Annotated in this window: 18 protein-coding genes; 14 read left to right on the top strand and 4 right to left on the bottom strand. The window is 36.8% G+C overall.

The features are described from left to right. Window positions 1–16 precede the first annotated feature (16 nt). The 4 genes from lysS to SB679_RS08120 all read right to left on the bottom strand — a co-directional run bounded on the left by lysS (window position 17) and on the right by SB679_RS08120 (window position 3,489). Window positions 17–1,714 (bottom strand): lysine--tRNA ligase, encoded by a 1,698-nt coding sequence (gene lysS / locus SB679_RS08135; protein WP_410701762.1) that lies wholly within the window; start codon window positions 1,712–1,714, stop codon window positions 17–19. Window positions 1,715–1,966: 252 nt separating this feature from the next. Then, a complete protein-coding gene (gene rlmF, locus SB679_RS08130) occupies window positions 1,967–2,893 on the bottom strand; it encodes a 23S rRNA (adenine(1618)-N(6))-methyltransferase RlmF (RefSeq protein ID WP_410701761.1) in 927 nt (308 codons plus the stop codon). Between the two features lie 3 nt (window positions 2,894–2,896). Further along, a complete protein-coding gene (locus tag SB679_RS08125) occupies window positions 2,897–3,271 on the bottom strand; it encodes a c-type cytochrome (protein ID WP_410701760.1) in 375 nt (124 codons plus the stop codon). After that, on the bottom strand, window positions 3,271–3,489 hold the full coding sequence (locus SB679_RS08120) for a hypothetical protein (RefSeq protein WP_034709580.1): 219 nt from the start codon (window positions 3,487–3,489) through the stop codon (window positions 3,271–3,273). Before SB679_RS08120 ends, SB679_RS08125 begins: the two co-directional genes overlap by 1 nt. Window positions 3,490–3,626: 137 nt before the next feature. Here SB679_RS08120 and SB679_RS08115 point away from each other — a divergent pair, with 137 nt between their 5' ends. The 14 genes from SB679_RS08115 (at window position 3,627) to SB679_RS08050 (ending at window position 15,063) form a co-directional block, all read left to right on the top strand. After that, window positions 3,627–4,271 (top strand): hypothetical protein, encoded by a 645-nt coding sequence (locus tag SB679_RS08115; RefSeq protein ID WP_410701759.1) that lies wholly within the window; start codon window positions 3,627–3,629, stop codon window positions 4,269–4,271. Window positions 4,272–4,521: 250 nt separating this feature from the next. Continuing rightward, on the top strand, window positions 4,522–5,943 hold the full coding sequence (locus SB679_RS08110; protein ID WP_410701758.1) for an anthranilate synthase component I family protein: 1,422 nt from the start codon (window positions 4,522–4,524) through the stop codon (window positions 5,941–5,943). A gap of 18 nt (window positions 5,944–5,961) precedes the next feature. Beyond that, on the top strand, window positions 5,962–6,558 hold the full coding sequence (locus tag SB679_RS08105; protein WP_410701757.1) for an anthranilate synthase component II: 597 nt from the start codon (window positions 5,962–5,964) through the stop codon (window positions 6,556–6,558). A 47-nt stretch (window positions 6,559–6,605) separates the two neighbouring features. Beyond that, window positions 6,606–7,592, top strand: a complete 987-nt coding sequence (gene trpD, locus SB679_RS08100) for an anthranilate phosphoribosyltransferase (RefSeq protein ID WP_410702094.1) — start codon at window positions 6,606–6,608, stop codon at window positions 7,590–7,592. Window positions 7,593–7,638: 46 nt separating this feature from the next. Continuing rightward, a complete protein-coding gene (gene trpC, locus SB679_RS08095; RefSeq protein ID WP_410701756.1) occupies window positions 7,639–8,415 on the top strand; it encodes an indole-3-glycerol phosphate synthase TrpC in 777 nt (258 codons plus the stop codon). A 2-nt stretch (window positions 8,416–8,417) separates the two neighbouring features. Then, entirely contained in the window at window positions 8,418–9,104 is a 687-nt protein-coding gene (locus SB679_RS08090) for a phosphoribosylanthranilate isomerase (protein WP_410701755.1), read from the top strand. Window positions 9,105–9,134: 30 nt separating this feature from the next. Further along, window positions 9,135–9,659 carry a hypothetical protein gene (locus tag SB679_RS08085; protein ID WP_410701754.1) on the top strand — a complete coding sequence of 175 codons (525 nt, stop codon included), beginning with the start codon at window positions 9,135–9,137 and terminating at the stop codon, window positions 9,657–9,659. Then, window positions 9,643–10,182: a hypothetical protein gene (locus SB679_RS08080; protein ID WP_410701753.1), complete on the top strand. Its 540-nt coding sequence runs from the start codon at window positions 9,643–9,645 to the stop codon at window positions 10,180–10,182. The genes SB679_RS08085 and SB679_RS08080 overlap by 17 nt, the downstream gene beginning before the upstream one ends. Before the next feature lie 8 nt (window positions 10,183–10,190). Next, window positions 10,191–11,378 (top strand): tryptophan synthase subunit beta, encoded by a 1,188-nt coding sequence (trpB, locus tag SB679_RS08075; protein ID WP_410701752.1) that lies wholly within the window; start codon window positions 10,191–10,193, stop codon window positions 11,376–11,378. Beyond that, a complete protein-coding gene (locus tag SB679_RS08070; protein WP_410701751.1) occupies window positions 11,371–11,913 on the top strand; it encodes a hypothetical protein in 543 nt (180 codons plus the stop codon). The genes trpB and SB679_RS08070 overlap by 8 nt, the downstream gene beginning before the upstream one ends. Further along, complete coding sequence (trpA, locus tag SB679_RS08065) at window positions 11,910–12,644, top strand: tryptophan synthase subunit alpha (protein WP_410701750.1); 735 nt, start codon at window positions 11,910–11,912, stop codon at window positions 12,642–12,644. Before SB679_RS08070 ends, trpA begins: the two co-directional genes overlap by 4 nt. Before the next feature lie 77 nt (window positions 12,645–12,721). Next, window positions 12,722–13,450, top strand: coding sequence for a lipoyl(octanoyl) transferase LipB (gene lipB / locus SB679_RS08060; RefSeq protein WP_410701749.1), 729 nt, complete (start codon window positions 12,722–12,724; stop codon window positions 13,448–13,450). Between the two features lie 260 nt (window positions 13,451–13,710). Next, the gene (locus SB679_RS08055) at window positions 13,711–14,667 is read left to right on the top strand and encodes a protein-glutamine glutaminase (protein WP_410701748.1); all 957 of its coding nucleotides are present in this window, start codon (window positions 13,711–13,713) and stop codon (window positions 14,665–14,667) included. A 111-nt stretch (window positions 14,668–14,778) separates the two neighbouring features. Beyond that, window positions 14,779–15,063 carry a hypothetical protein gene (locus tag SB679_RS08050; protein WP_410701747.1) on the top strand — a complete coding sequence of 95 codons (285 nt, stop codon included), beginning with the start codon at window positions 14,779–14,781 and terminating at the stop codon, window positions 15,061–15,063. Window positions 15,064–15,150 lie beyond the last annotated feature (87 nt).

The raw sequence follows: 15,150 nt of genomic DNA, 5'->3' as shown, positions 1-15,150 counted from the left end.
CTAGATATTTTTTATTTTATGTTAGCTTAATCATAAGAATATCATCAATCTTCTCCACTTTCACCAAATTATTCTTAGTTAAAGTTTTAGAAGCTTTATCCCATTTCTTTCCTGAAAGTTTACTCGCTGTTTTAACGTCATTTAAAGAAAGCTGCTCACCTGATTTTAAAATGTCAAGGATTGCTTTTTCATCCTCTCCCAATTCGATTTGAGCCACTGCTTTTTCCGGTCTCATCTGAGGGAAGAATAATACTTCCTGGATGGATGCATTATTGGTAAGGAACATAATTAATCTGTCCATTCCAATTCCTAATCCTGATGTTGGCGGCATTCCGTACTCCAACGCTCTAAGGAAATCTTCATCGATAAACTGTCCTGCTTCATCATCTCCTTTTTCAGCCAGTTTCAACTGCTCCTCAAAACGCTCTCTCTGATCGATCGGATCATTAAGCTCTGAATACGCATTTGCGATTTCTTTTCCACAAACCATTAATTCAAAACGCTCAGTAAGCCCCTCTTTGCTTCTATGTTTTTTAGTTAAAGGTGACATTTCGATCGGATAATCCGTAATGAAAGTCGGTTGAATGAAGTTTCCTTCACATTTTTCACCGAAGATCTCATCTATCAGTTTTCCTTTACCCATGGTTTCATTCACTTCAATTCCGATTGACTTGGCAAAATCAAACAATTCCTGTTCAGTTTTTCCAGTGATATCAAAACCTGTAAATTTCTGGATAGCTTCTGTCATAGAAACTCTTGGATATGGTGCTTTCCAGCTGATCTGATGTTCCCCGAAAGTAGATTCAGCATTTCCGTTCACCTGAGTTGCACAGAATTCCAATAACTTTTCAGTAAAATCCATCATCCAGTTGTAGTCTTTATAAGCCACATAAATTTCCATGGCGGTAAATTCCGGGTTATGGGTTCTGTCCATTCCTTCATTTCTGAAATTTTTAGAGAACTCATATACTCCGTCAAAACCTCCTACGATCAATCTTTTCAGATATAATTCGTTGGCAATTCTTAAATATAATGGAATATCCAACGCATTATGATGCGTTATAAATGGTCTTGCCGCTGCTCCTCCTGGAATTGACTGTAGAATAGGTGTTTCCACCTCAAAATACCCTGCAGTATTAAAGAAAGTTCTCATCGCGTTGAACAATTTTGTTCTTTTCACGAAAATTTCTTTGATATGAGGGTTTACCGTTAAATCTACATAACGCTGTCTGTATCTTAGTTCAGCATCGTTAAAGGCATCATGCACTACTCCATTTTCATCCGTCTTTGCCTGAGGAAGGGGACGTAATGCTTTTGTAAGCAGGGTGAAATTTTTAACCAACACTGTTTTTTCTCCAACTTGTGTTGTGAATAAATCCCCTTCAATTCCAATAATATCTCCGATATCTAAAAGATGCTTATACACCTCATTGTATAACGTTTTATCTTCTCCTGTACAGATCTCATCTCTGTTGAAATATACCTGAATTTTACCTGTAGAATCCTGCAATTCAGCAAAAGAAGCCTTCCCTTGAATTCTACGGGACATCAATCTACCAGCGATCTTCACCTGTTTATTTTCAGAGAAATCCTGTTTTATAGACTCAGTAGTGTCTGTGATTGTATACTCATCCGCAGGGAATGCATTTATTCCCATTTCTCCAAGCTTGGTCAGCTTTTCTCGTCTAATGATTTCTTGTTCTGATAATTGCATTGTATCTATTTAAAATAACGTGCAAAATTAGTGATTTTTGAATTGATGGTCAATGCCTTTTCTCAGAAATTTATTAAATGTAGGAAAGGGATGTTAATTGTGAAGGCTCAATTGGCTTCGTCGTTAAATTTCCAACCCGGATTATTTCGGATTATTAACAGTTTAAATGTGAAATGTGAAATATCAATTGTGAATTTGTTTACTCTGATATTGATTGACCACTGACTTGTAAAGCAAAATTAACCATTCACTTTACATCACAATCTTCCGATCTTGCTGAGGAATAAACGTCCAGGCTAATATTCTGCTTATTTTTTGACCCTGGGCCATATCAATTGTTTTGAATTCTATTGCTTTAATTTTCTTTAAAAGTGAGGTCAGTGGGTGCAGATTATCTTTTTTAGAAACTAAACACGTAAACCAAAGTACCTGTGATGAATACAAAGCACTTTCATGAATCATTCTTGTGATAAAGGCCAATTCACCTCCTTCACACCATAATTCGGATTGCTGACCACCAAAATTAAGATGAGCTTTCTGAGTCTTTGATTTGTTAAGATTCTTTGTTTTTCTAATATTCCCTTTTATCGCAGACTCTTCAGAATCATGAAAAGGTGGATTGCACATTGAAAACGTGAACCGATCTTTATCGCCAATAATATTTTTAAATATATGAGCCGGATCAGGCTGTTGCTTTAATTGAATACTCGAAGATAAATTCGGATTATGCTGTAAAATCTGTCTTGCATTATCCAGAGAATCCCGGTTGATATCCGTTCCCAGCATAGTCCATCCATAGGATTGGTGAGCAATTAAAGGATACACAAGATTAGCTCCTACTCCAATATCCAACCCTATTACAGAAGCTCCTGTCGGGATCTCTTTATTATGTTCAGCCAGTAAATCGGCAATATAATGTATGTAATCTGCCCGTCCCGGAATGGGAGGACAAAGATTAGCATCAGGAATATCCCAGTTTTGCACATTATAAAAATGCAGCAACAGGGCTTTATTAAGCAGTTTTACAGCCTTTGGAAGGCTGAAATTAATCGTTGCCGTTTGATAGGCATTCACAAATACATACTGCTTCAGTTCCGGCACACAAGAAATAAGCTGATCAAAATCATACGGATTACGATGCAGATTTCTTGTGTGCAGACTGGACTTTTCGATAGCCATATTTTACTTTTTCTGACTTAAAATATAGGCTACCATTTTTTTTGCATCTTCTTGAGATACCTGAGGATGGGCGGCCATAGGAACACTTCCCCAAACTCCACTTCCGCCTTCTATAATTTTGGAAGCCAGCAGGTCAATATCCTTTTCCGAATATTTTTCTGCAATTTCCTTATAAGAAGGTCCTATCATTCTCTCGTTAGCAGAGTGGCATCCTGAACAGTCTAATGTTCCGATAATCTGATCACCTGAAAGGTTTGATGACGCAGGTTTTGAAACAGATTGCGTTTCAGAAGATGTGGATTCTACTGCCGTATTTTCTTTTTTAGAACAGGAAAAGATCAAAAGACCTAACGCTCCTGCCAAAAGGAATTTTTTCATTATTTTTTTGCTGTAGAATCTGTTTTAGCAGCTTCAGGAGCAGGGGTTACAGGAGTCGCAGCTACCGGTGCTGCAGGTTTTGCTGAAGAATCTGCTACAGTAGGTGCTGCTGGCTCTTCAAGCATGGTGTTGCTGTCTTGCAATGTATGATCTGGCTTTTTAGAACAGTTTACAACGAATAAACTTCCGATAAATGCAATTGCTAATACTTTTTTCATTATTTTTTCTATAAAATTTAAGCAAAAATATAAAAAATAAATGGTTGAAATGATGACATCTGACCACTTTACCTATATTTTCAGAAAATTTTAAGGTTATTGTTTATTATGAATAAAGAAAATTTTAAATTTAAACGATGATAACTCTTTCTAAAATACTGTTTTTCACCAGCCATCACGGTTTTTATACAACGATTATTCTTTTTGTATTTTTTGGTATGCTTTCTAAGGCAATGAGAAAGGCATGGTTACTTATTCCTATTATTCCGCTGGCCATTCTGAACGGATTGGCAGGAGAATTTTTAAACGCATGGTTCCTGAACACATATGGAGTTGAGAGTACAGCAGTTATAACGTCTGATACTGAAACAAATTCGACCCTGAATGAGCAGTACATCCATGATTATGAAGCTATCGTCAAGAAACAGGATGGGAAATATGTCGACACCTTTTTTTCAACTACAACAGCGGCCATCTACCCTATCGAAAATGCCATCAGAATTCCGCAGGTTGAAAAAGCGTTTCCGGTGAAGTACATTCCGGGATATGAGAAAAACATTGTGATTCTTTACTACCAGTCTGAAGAAGGAAAAGTGCTGCTGGAATACGAAAAAAAGGGACCTGTAGAATCTGCAAGAATTAAATATGAGACAGACAAAACAAATAAAAAATTCATTAAGGAATATATTGAAGCTTTAGAGGAATACAACAAGTTCAATGAGAAGGCAGAAAATAAAATAAAAATTGAAGAATTAAGAAAAGAATTGACACAGCTGAAATAATGATTCCGGCTTTAAGTTTTTTTAAGTTGTATTTTTATTTGTTTTTATCATAAAAATTTTTCTACATTTGTCACATGTTTACAATGAGCAACAATACATGGTGGTGGCTTTCAAACTCTTCGTCGGGTCTGGAGTTATTGTCACGTTGCTAATTTTGCAATACAAATAATTAACAATAATATATAAAGGCTTTGACGGATACCGTCGGAGCCTTTTTCATTATGTCCTATCAACAAAAAATAAACAGCAAATGCTTAATCAGAAAATAAAAATAAAAACAGTATCAAAGAAGACATTGGGAGATCTGCAGACTCCAATGAATATTTACCTTCAGATCCGCGATAAATTCAGAGATACGATTCTTTTGGAGAGCTCGGATTCTAAAAATATTGATAACAATTTTTCTTTCATTGCAATCAATGCTGTGGCAGGAATTGAAATTAAAAACCTTAAAGAGTTTGAAATAAAACTACCCAATTCTGAACCGGTTAAACAGTTTATCATTGATAATACCATTACAGATGTATTTGCAGAGTTCAGCAATATGTTTGAGTGCGAAAAGACCAATGATTCCATTGAAGAAACTGCCCAAAGCCTTTTCGGATATACCAGCTTTGAAGCAGTACAGTTCTTTGAAAATGTTACATTAAAAGCACAGAGCCCGGAAGTAGAGATCCCTATTCTTCGATACAGATTATACCAATACGTTATTGCCATTAATCATTATAATGACGAGATGCACATCATCGAGAACCAGATGGAAGGGGTGAAATCCGATCTTCATCTTTTGGAAAATTTAATTAAAAATAAAAATTCGGTGATCTACCCTTTTGAAAAAACGGGTGATGAAACCTCTAATATTACTGATGAAGAGTATATTGAACTGGTAAAAACCGCTCAGAAGCACTGTATGCGAGGGGATGTTTTCCAACTGGTGCTGAGCAGAAGGTTTGAACAAAAGTTCCAGGGTGATGAATTCAATGTTTACCGTGCTTTGCGAAACATCAACCCTTCTCCTTATCTTTTCTTTTTTGATTATGGAAATTACAAATTATTCGGTTCTAGTCCCGAAAGCCAGTTAATCATTAAAAACAACCAGGCTATTATCCATCCTATTGCGGGAACATTTAAAAGAACGGGACATCTGGAAACTGATCTTGAGGCTGCAGAAGCTTTAAAACACGATCCTAAAGAAAATGCAGAACACACCATGCTGGTAGATCTGGCAAGAAATGACCTTGGAAAACTCGGAAAAAATGTTACGGTTACAAAACTGAAAGAGATTCAGCTTTTCTCTCACGTCATCCATATGGTAAGTGAAGTAACGGCCGATCTTCCGGAAGATATTAATCCTTTAGAAATGGTTTCAGCGACTTTCCCTCAGGGAACGTTAAGCGGAGCGCCGAAACATAAAGCCCTTCAGCTGATTAACCAATACGAGAAAGATTCCCGTGGGTATTATGGCGGATGTATCGGGATGATAGGACTGAACGGCACCTGCAACCAGGCTATTATGATCAGGACTTTTTTAAGTAAAAACAACACTCTGTATTATCAGGCTGGTGCAGGAATAGTCGCCAAATCAAATCCGGAAAGTGAATTGCAGGAAGTGAATAACAAACTCAACGCGCTTAAGAAAGCCGTAGAAAAAGCAGAAAAAATAGGATACTAATACACAAAGCAGCAAGAAATGAAAAATACGATAGAACCATCAGCATCCAAAGTCTTAGTTTTCGACAATTATGACAGTTTTACCTACAACCTTGTTCAGATCATTGAAAGAATTCTGAATCAAAAAGTAGATGTCGTAAGAAATGATAAAATTACTCTGGAAGAAGTTGATCAATACGACAAAATAATACTGTCTCCAGGCCCCGGAATTCCTGAGGAAGCTGGAATATTATTAGATCTTATCAAAAAATATGCACCTACCAAAAGTATATTGGGTGTATGTCTGGGACAACAGGCAATTGCTGAAGCTTTTGGAGGAAGTCTGATCAATCTTTCCGAGATCTTCCATGGAGTGGCTACCTCAACTGAACTGGTAAAAGACGACACTAAGCTTTTTAAAAATTTGTCAAGTGGCTTCGAAGCCGGCAGATATCATAGCTGGGCGGTCAACCGTGAGGATTTCCCTACAGAACTGGAAATTACCGCTGTTGACAAAGACGGAATGATCATGGCTCTGCAGCATAAAACTTATGACGTACATGGCGTTCAGTTCCACCCCGAAAGTATTTTGACTCCCGAAGGAGAAGTGATTATTAGAAATTTCCTTTTACATTAAATTCCAACCTCATGCAAACACCCTCAACCACCATAAAAACTCCTCAAATGAAAGAAATCCTGGAATACCTGTTTAATCATCATACCTTATCCAAATCTGAGGCTAAGGCTATTATGATTGAGATCGCGCAGAATAAGTTCAACGCGACAGAAGTAACGGCTTTCATCAGTATTTTCCTGATGCGAAGCATTACCCTGAAAGAACTGGAAGGTTTCAGGGAAGCCTTGCTGCAAATGGCCGTTTCCGTACAATTAGATGCCGCTGATGCACTGGACATTGTAGGAACCGGAGGAGATGGCAAAAACACCATCAACATTTCAACACTGGCTAGTTTTGTAGTGGCGGGAGCGGGACAAAAAGTAACCAAACACGGAAATTATGGAGCCTCAACCATTACGGGTTCGTCCAATGTGCTGGAAGAGCTAGGTTATCAGTTTAAAAATGATTCCGATCAGTTGAATGAAGAACTGGAAAAAGCCAATATCTGCTTTTTGCATGCGCCCTACTTTCACCCGGCCCTTCAATCTGTCGGTTTATTGAGAAGATCTCTGGGGTTAAGAACATTTTTCAACCTGTTAGGTCCGTTGGTAAATCCTGCAAAACCGCAGTTTTCAGTGATTGGAGTCTATAACCTGGAAATTGCCCGGATCTATCAGTATTTGTTACAAAAAGATGACAGAGACTTCATTTTGGTTCACGGACTGGATGGATATGATGAGATAAGTCTTACCCACGACAGCAAGATTATTACAAAAAAGGGCGAGGAAATTTACTCTGCCGAAGATCTTGGTTTTGATCCTGTAAGCCATAAAAGTATTGAAGCAGGAGAAACACCTCAGGAATCCGCAAAAATATTCCGGAATATCTTGGAAGGAAAAGGGACAGTGCAGCAAAACTCTGTTGTACAAGCGAATGCAGCGGTTGCGCTTTATTACACCCATAAATTCGGAAGCTATGATGACTGCCTGTTGATGGCACAGGAGAGTTTACAAAGCGGAAAAGCCTTAAAAAGCCTTGAAGCACTACTCCATTGATAATGAAATGTAATGCATTTCGTGAATAGAATAAAAAAACACTTCAATGACAATATTAGACACTATTATAGAAAGAAAAAAAGAAGAAATTGCTTTTTCGAAGTCAAAAATCTCTGTCGAGCAATTAAAAGGTTCAGAGTTTTTTGACAGAAAAAAATTCTCTTTACAAGAATCTATACAAAATAAGACCGGGATCATCGCTGAGTTTAAAAGACAATCCCCATCAAAAGGAATCATTAATAATACGGTTTCCCCTTTGGAGGTGGCAAAAGCATATGAAAACTTCGGAGCAAGCGGAATCTCCATTCTCACCGACAAAGATTTTTTCGGAGGAAGCTTTGAAGACATTATCACTGTTCGGAAAGAGACCAGTATTCCTATCCTCCGAAAAGATTTCATGGTGGATGAATACCAGTTTTATGAAGCAAAAAGTATGGGTGCTGATGCGGTGTTATTAATTGCCGCCTGCCTTTCTCCTGGCCAGGTTCAGGAGTTCACCGTACTTGCTCATGAATTGGGAATGGAAGTTTTACTGGAGATTCACACTGAAGAAGAGCTTGCTCATTACCATTCCGAAATAGATCTTGTGGGAATTAACAACAGGAATTTAAAAGATTTCAAAGTTGACCTCCAGCATTCTATTCAACTGAAAAACAAACTGCCAAAGAATACTTTATCTGTTGCCGAAAGTGGAATTTATTCTCTGGAAGACTTCCATTATTTAAAAGAAAAAGGATTTGACGGGTTTTTGATGGGCGAATATTTTATGAAAAATTCAGATCCCGCCCAAGCATTTGAAGAATTCACAAGCAAAGCAATATAGCCATGACACAACAGATGATCAATACAAAATCACCTAAATTAAAGGTCTGCGGGCTGACACAGCTCGATCAGGTCCAGGAATTAATTTCTATGGGCACGGATTTTCTTGGATTTATTTTTTATAAGAAATCACCAAGATATGTATTGAATCATCTGAATGCAGAAGATCTGTCAACCATTGATCACCAGGGAAAAGTGGGCGTTTTCGTTAATGAAGATCTTCATACTATCACAGAAATTGTTCAAAAAGCGAATTTGAATTTTGTTCAGCTTCACGGTGATGAAAATGAAATTTTTATTGATGAATTAAAAGAAAAACTGGATTCCAGCGTTCAATTGATCAAAGTAATCAGAATAGGAAGTGAAAAACAGGAAGTGATCCGTATGATTGAAAAAACCATCAGCCATCAATCATCTGCCATTGATTATTACCTATTTGATACTGATTCAAAAGATTTCGGCGGAACGGGAAAACAATTCGACTGGAATTTTCTGAATGAATTTGAAATTCCAGTACCTTATTTTTTAAGCGGCGGCATTTCCGAAGATAATGTAGAACATATAAAAAACTTAAGGCAACAGCCTTTTGCATTAGATATCAATTCAAAATTTGAAATAAAAGCAGGAATAAAAGACGTAGACAAAATAAAAAAATTCAAACACAATTTTTCGATAATGAAAAGTATGTAAAAAGACTTTTCGCAAAAACGTAGACTGACAATGATGAATATACACCAACTTAAAAAAACATTTTATAAAACATTATTTCCACCAAAATTTGAAAATGAAAGAATCCAAACTTTATACAATTTTGTCTCTCAAAATGAGAATAAAGTCGAACATTGGGAAATAGACGGATTATTATCTCAATTCATTAATATTATTAAAATTTATAATGAAACTGATATCGAGTATTTTTTCAAAACGATTAATTTATGGAACAGCTATTACTTGGTTATTATATCCGATAAGTTTTTAGATCCTCTGGTAAAGGCCAATATAACGTATGATTTTGGAAACATTTATGCTAAAATTTTCCTGGCCTACGAAAATCTGGATTCTTATTTTTTAATTGACAATCTTGAGATTGCAGTTACTATGTACAATTCAAAATTAGATAAAGACACTTTAGTGAATGTAGCAGATAAAATCAAGCTCCTGTATGAGAAAAAACTGATTACCAAGCAGCAGTTTGATTATAATATGGCTTTTATAAAAAATTTAACCGATGCATTACCAGATTAAAAAACCGGACGAATTAACGGAAACTGAAATACAGAATATTCTGAAGTTATGGAACATTTCAGCATGGAACACCATGACGTCAAAGGATTTCCGTGATTTTTTCATCCAGTCTGAGTTTCATCTTCTTCTTGATTCCATGGAAGAAATACGGGCTCTTATCCGGCTTAATTTTGATTTTGTACTCGAGATTTCCGGTAAAAAATATCATTTTGCAGAAGCTGTCGGCCTTGTTTCCGCTGAAAAAGATAGAGGATATGGCAAAAAACTGGTTTACTATTTTATTGAAAACAGCGTTCAAAGAAACAGAGATGTCATTGGATTCTGTGTTTCTGAATTACGTATTTTTTATGAAAAATGCCAGATCCCTATTTTATATAACAAAGCAAAAGAAATACAGGAAAAAAATGGTTCTGACTGGATGGATAGCGAAGATGATGATATTTTAATTTTCAATGCATCCGAAGAGAGAAAAGCAATACTGAATCATCTCGATTCTACCAATAAAGCTTATTTAATACAATAAAAAAAGAAATGAATTATAAAAATCCCGACGAACACGGATATTATGGAGAATTTGGAGGTGCCTTCATTCCCGAAATGCTCTATCCGAACGTAGAAGAACTGAAAAACAACTATCTTGAAATCATTGAATCTGAAGATTTCCAGCATGAATATCAAAACCTGCTTAAAGATTATGTAGGACGTGCCACTCCACTCTACCTTGCCCAAAATCTGAGCAAGAAATACGGAACAACCATTTATCTGAAAAGAGAAGACCTCAACCATACCGGTGCTCATAAGATCAATAATGCTCTGGGACAGGTATTGCTGGCCAAACGTCTCGGGAAAACCAGAATTATTGCAGAAACAGGAGCTGGACAACACGGTGTTGCGACTGCAACGGCCTGTGCATTACTGGGATTGGAATGTATCGTTTATATGGGTGAAATAGACATTCAGAGACAGGCGCCAAATGTGGCAAGAATGAAAATGCTGGGTGCGGAAGTCATTCCCGCTACTTCAGGTTCAAAAACACTGAAAGATGCTGTTAATGAAGCTTTAAGAGACTGGATCAACAACTCTATAACAACTCATTATGTGATCGGAAGTGTGGTGGGACCCCATCCCTTCCCTGATTTGGTAGCAAGATTCCAAAGTATTATTTCTAAGGAAATCAGAGAGCAGCTGCAAGAAAAAACAGGCCGTTCAACTCCGGATTATGTGATTGCCTGTGTAGGTGGCGGAAGTAATGCGGCGGGAACGTTCTATCATTTTGTAAATGAGGAAAACGTAAAGATCATTGCTGCTGAAGCAGGCGGGCTGGGCATAGATTCCGGTAAATCTGCTGCCACTACATTTCTGGGAACATTAGGTGTTTTACATGGAAGTAAAAGTCTGGTTATGCAGACTGAGGACGGACAGGTTATTGAACCTCACTCTATTTCAGCAGGTTTGGATTATCCCGGAATTGGACCATTTCACGCTCACTTATTTAAAGAAAAAAGAGCAGAATTTTTTAGCATCAATGATGAGGAAGCCCTTCGATCTGCTTTTGAACTTACAAAACTGGAAGGTATTATTCCGGCGTTGGAAAGTGCGCATGCTCTGGCAGTTTTAGATAAAAAGAAATTCAATGAAAATGATGTAGTTGTGATCTGTTTAAGCGGCCGTGGGGACAAGGATATGGAAACATATTTGAAACACATAGGTAATGACTAGGAAAGAATTTCTCAATATTTTACAATGGTCAATTGTCATTTTTGTATCCTTAAACATGAGTATTTATGGTGGTGCTAAGTTTACACAATTCGGAGAAATTTCTGTATATACAAGACCCTTATTCTCCTATTCAGGAATGGATATTATGTGGGCATTTTATTCTTATTCAAAATCTTATGCAATTATCTTAGGAATATTTGAAATCATTGGCTCACTATTATTTCTTATTCCAAAAACAAGAATTGTCGGAGGCTTTGTACTGTCGAGCATTCTTATCAATATTATTTTACAAGACTATTTTTATGATGTTCATAGAGGAGCAATGGCAAATGCAATTACCTATCAGATTCTGATCTTCATTGTCCTGTTTATGAATAAAGAGAAATTAATTGCTATCATTAAAAGCTTAGCGATCGATTTCCATTTTCGGAGAAAGAAAATAGTACTTAATATAATAGTGTTGATTTGTCTCTTATTTATTTTGATGCTAACTCAAAACGCAGTCGGACTTTTACTAAATTTTTTAAAAATATGAAAAAACTCAACATATACTTTACGGCAGGTATTCCACAATTGGAAGATACAGCAGATATCATACGGCTTATTCAGGATTCCGGGGCGGATATGATGGAAATCGGAATGCCTTATTCTGATCCGGTTGCAGATGGGCCCGTTATTCAAAAAGCTCATGAATTGGCCTTACAAAACGGAATGACGATCGAGAAACTTCTTTCCCAGTTAAAATCCATAAAAAATGAAATTAAAATTCCGGTTATTTTAATGGGATATATCAATCCTGTTTTGAGCTTTGGATTTGAAAATTTCTGTAGAGAGTGTTCTGAAAGTGGAGTTTCCGGTTTAATTATCCCCGATTTACCTCCTATTGAATTTGAAAAGAATTATCAGAAAATTTTAGAAAAATATCATCTTAATTTCACCTTTCTGGTAACGCCTGAAACAGCTGACGACAGAATTCTATACCTGGATTCTCTCAGTTCCGGATTTTTGTATGCGGTAAGCTCCTCATCTACCACCGGAAATAGTAATGCCGTTTTGAAAAACGAGGAATACCTTTCAAGATTGGCAGCTTTTCCTTTAAAGAATCCTGTAATGATCGGTTTTGGGATACAATCTAAGCAGGACTTTGAAAATGTCACTGAAAAAGCAGCCGGAGGTATCATCGGAACAGCTTTCGTTAACATCCTCCTGAAAGATAAAGATTGGAAGAATACGGCCATAGATTTTATTAATTCAATAAAAGGCTAAAATTCACTAAATTTGTATGTCAAAAAAATGGTATGAAATCACGATTTACATAGCCATTAAAGAAAACGACCTGCCATATGAATACAAACCCCAATAAAGTAGTAGCATTTGAAGATTTAGGGATCAAAGAATATCAACCCGCATGGGATTATCAGGAACAGCTGATGAAAGGGATTATCGATACCAAAATACAAAACCGGAATCTGCCTGCTGAAGAACATCATACCACCTCCAATCATTTTCTTTTAGTGGAACATCCCCATGTTTATACATTAGGAAAAAGCGGTCATGAAGAAAATATGCTGGCCGGAATCGATCAATTAAAGGAGATTGATGCTACTTTCGTGAAAGTTAACCGTGGTGGTGACATCACTTATCATGGTTTTGGACAGATCGTTGGCTACCCTATTCTGGATCTTGAAAATTTCTTCACCGATATCCATTTATATATGAGAAATCTGGAAGAAGTGATTATCAGAGCCATTGCGGAATTTGGTCTTAAAGGTGAACGCTCCCCGGGAGAAACCGGAGTCTGGCTGGATGTAGGAAAACCTTATGCCAGAAAGATCTGTGCCATGGGTGTAAAAGCTTCCCGTTGGGTAACACTGCACGGTTTTGCCTTGAATGTAAATACAGATATGCGGTATTTCGAATATATAATTCCCTGCGGAATCAAAGATAAACAGGTGACATCGGTGAAAAGAGAACTTGAAAGAGAGCTTACTCCTGAAGAAGTTGATCACCTGAAAGCAATGATCAGAAAACATTTTGCAGATGTTTTTGGCGCTGAATTAGTGAATACATAAAAGGAAACTTAAAAAAATAATATCAACCCTGCCGCTTTTAGTGGCAGGATTTTTATGTATTCTGACCCTTCATAAAACTGAATTTATTAATTTTTTACTAAAATCTTATCATTTATATAGAATTTTTATTTACATTTAATATCACACAAAAGTGAAGTATTATGAAAACAACACACCATTAAAAAATTTATGCAAACTCCCATTACACCTAAAAAACCATAACCAAAGAAACACACCATTAATCACTAAATATAATAATCATGAGAAACTTTTTTTTATCAATGATGGCATTTGTGACGATTTTGTCATCTACTGCCTGCTCGGATTCTAGTGCCAATCAGGATCCTAATTTAACCAGCAAAGAAGCTAATATCGCTTTGAAAGACATTGGAAAGACTGTTCCGGTAGGGATAGACGATGAAAAAGGAAAACTGAAAGTTTCATTTATTGTAACGGCCCAGTTTTATACTATTGAATCCACCAAGGAAAATCAAAAGTACATCGACATCATCAGACAGGCTGTAAAAGATGAATCACCTGTCCATGTTTACATCATCCCTAACACGACTACCATCGCGAAGGTTGAAAAAGGAACTGAGGAAGATGTGGCATATTTCAAATCTGCATTAACTAAGGAAGTACGCACTGAGACCAGCAAATTAACCAGTGTTATTCCTGATCTGGCTACCTTAAACAGTCTGTTTGCGCAGATTAAAAGCCAGTCTTGCGGAACGACAACGGCTTCATCACCTTGTATTACATTCAGATATCCTGTGGACGGATGTTATGCAAGAGCTCACAAAATGAGACAGATCTTAATCAACAATGGATACGACAGCGAAAAGCAGTTTGTATACGGAAATCTAAAGGCATCTACCGGTACCTGTTGTGTAGCATGGAGTTATCATGTAGCTTTATTAGTAAGCTTTAAAAATTCTGCGGGAGTTACTGAAAAAAGAATTATTGACCCTTCCCTTTTCGCCAGCGGACCTGTAACGGATACTGCCTGGAGAAATGCATGCATCAATACGTCTTGTGGATCTGCATCTGTATCTTCTTATGCAAACACTGCAGGAAATGTGTATTACAGAAGTCCGGCCGGTTCTTTACTGTATGACAATAATTATATCAATACGAATTGTGTACTCACTACATTTTCATTATTGTCAGGATGTTCTCCTTCACCGGCTCCTGATGTATCAAGTTGTGGATTTTAATTCATTATAACCTATAAAACAGCTTCTGTCTTTTTTATTCTTATATTGGCAGAAGCTGTTTATCAATAACACTTTTTTATGAAAGCATGGACCTATATACTATTCTTATTTATGATAACATCTTGCTCCGGGAGTTCAGCTAATGCAAATTTGCAGGACTTAACATGGTACAACAAAGCAACCATAAGCCAGATTTCGGAAGACCCCGATCATCCGAAGGAATTCCTGCGTATTTCTATCGGAATAAGCCCGCAGGTTTTTTACCTATCGAAAAAAAATGCTTCCTATACCTCTCTTTTGGAGAAGCTCAATCAGAGCCTTCAGAAAGGAAAAAAATTCAATATTGGCATTGAGAATAACACGAATATTATTAAGCAGATTACTGATCCGAAGTAATTTTTAAATAAAATCTTAAAATCCTTATCTTAATTACTTAGCAGTTTTTTTACATTTAGTTATCACTTAGCTCAGACACTACTATTC

This window comes from Chryseobacterium sp. SIMBA_029, assembly GCF_046535275.1.
GTDB lineage: Bacteria > Bacteroidota > Bacteroidia > Flavobacteriales > Weeksellaceae > Chryseobacterium.
This window is presented reverse-complemented; position numbering and strand designations above follow the sequence as displayed.

Excerpts from the sequence above, each read along its gene's own strand:
- trpC (WP_410701756.1), top strand. The coding sequence starts at position 7,639 with ATGACAATATTAGACACTATTATAGAAAGAAAAAAAGAAGAAATTGCT.
- SB679_RS08115 (WP_410701759.1), top strand. The coding sequence starts at position 3,627 with ATGATAACTCTTTCTAAAATACTGTTTTTCACCAGCCATCACGGTTTT.
- SB679_RS08125 (WP_410701760.1), bottom strand. The coding sequence starts at position 3,271 with ATGAAAAAATTCCTTTTGGCAGGAGCGTTAGGTCTTTTGATCTTTTCC.
- trpB (WP_410701752.1), top strand. The coding sequence starts at position 10,191 with ATGAATTATAAAAATCCCGACGAACACGGATATTATGGAGAATTTGGA.
- SB679_RS08050 (WP_410701747.1), top strand. The coding sequence starts at position 14,779 with ATGATAACATCTTGCTCCGGGAGTTCAGCTAATGCAAATTTGCAGGAC.
- SB679_RS08105 (WP_410701757.1), top strand. The coding sequence starts at position 5,962 with ATGAAAAATACGATAGAACCATCAGCATCCAAAGTCTTAGTTTTCGAC.
- SB679_RS08120 (WP_034709580.1), bottom strand. The coding sequence starts at position 3,489 with ATGAAAAAAGTATTAGCAATTGCATTTATCGGAAGTTTATTCGTTGTA.
- SB679_RS08085 (WP_410701754.1), top strand. The coding sequence starts at position 9,135 with ATGATGAATATACACCAACTTAAAAAAACATTTTATAAAACATTATTT.
- lysS (WP_410701762.1), bottom strand. The coding sequence starts at position 1,714 with ATGCAATTATCAGAACAAGAAATCATTAGACGAGAAAAGCTGACCAAG.
- SB679_RS08080 (WP_410701753.1), top strand. The coding sequence starts at position 9,643 with ATGCATTACCAGATTAAAAAACCGGACGAATTAACGGAAACTGAAATA.
- SB679_RS08055 (WP_410701748.1), top strand. The coding sequence starts at position 13,711 with ATGAGAAACTTTTTTTTATCAATGATGGCATTTGTGACGATTTTGTCA.
- trpD (WP_410702094.1), top strand. The coding sequence starts at position 6,606 with ATGAAAGAAATCCTGGAATACCTGTTTAATCATCATACCTTATCCAAA.
- SB679_RS08070 (WP_410701751.1), top strand. The coding sequence starts at position 11,371 with ATGACTAGGAAAGAATTTCTCAATATTTTACAATGGTCAATTGTCATT.
- rlmF (WP_410701761.1), bottom strand. The coding sequence starts at position 2,893 with ATGGCTATCGAAAAGTCCAGTCTGCACACAAGAAATCTGCATCGTAAT.
- SB679_RS08090 (WP_410701755.1), top strand. The coding sequence starts at position 8,418 with ATGACACAACAGATGATCAATACAAAATCACCTAAATTAAAGGTCTGC.
- lipB (WP_410701749.1), top strand. The coding sequence starts at position 12,722 with ATGAATACAAACCCCAATAAAGTAGTAGCATTTGAAGATTTAGGGATC.
- trpA (WP_410701750.1), top strand. The coding sequence starts at position 11,910 with ATGAAAAAACTCAACATATACTTTACGGCAGGTATTCCACAATTGGAA.
- SB679_RS08110 (WP_410701758.1), top strand. The coding sequence starts at position 4,522 with ATGCTTAATCAGAAAATAAAAATAAAAACAGTATCAAAGAAGACATTG.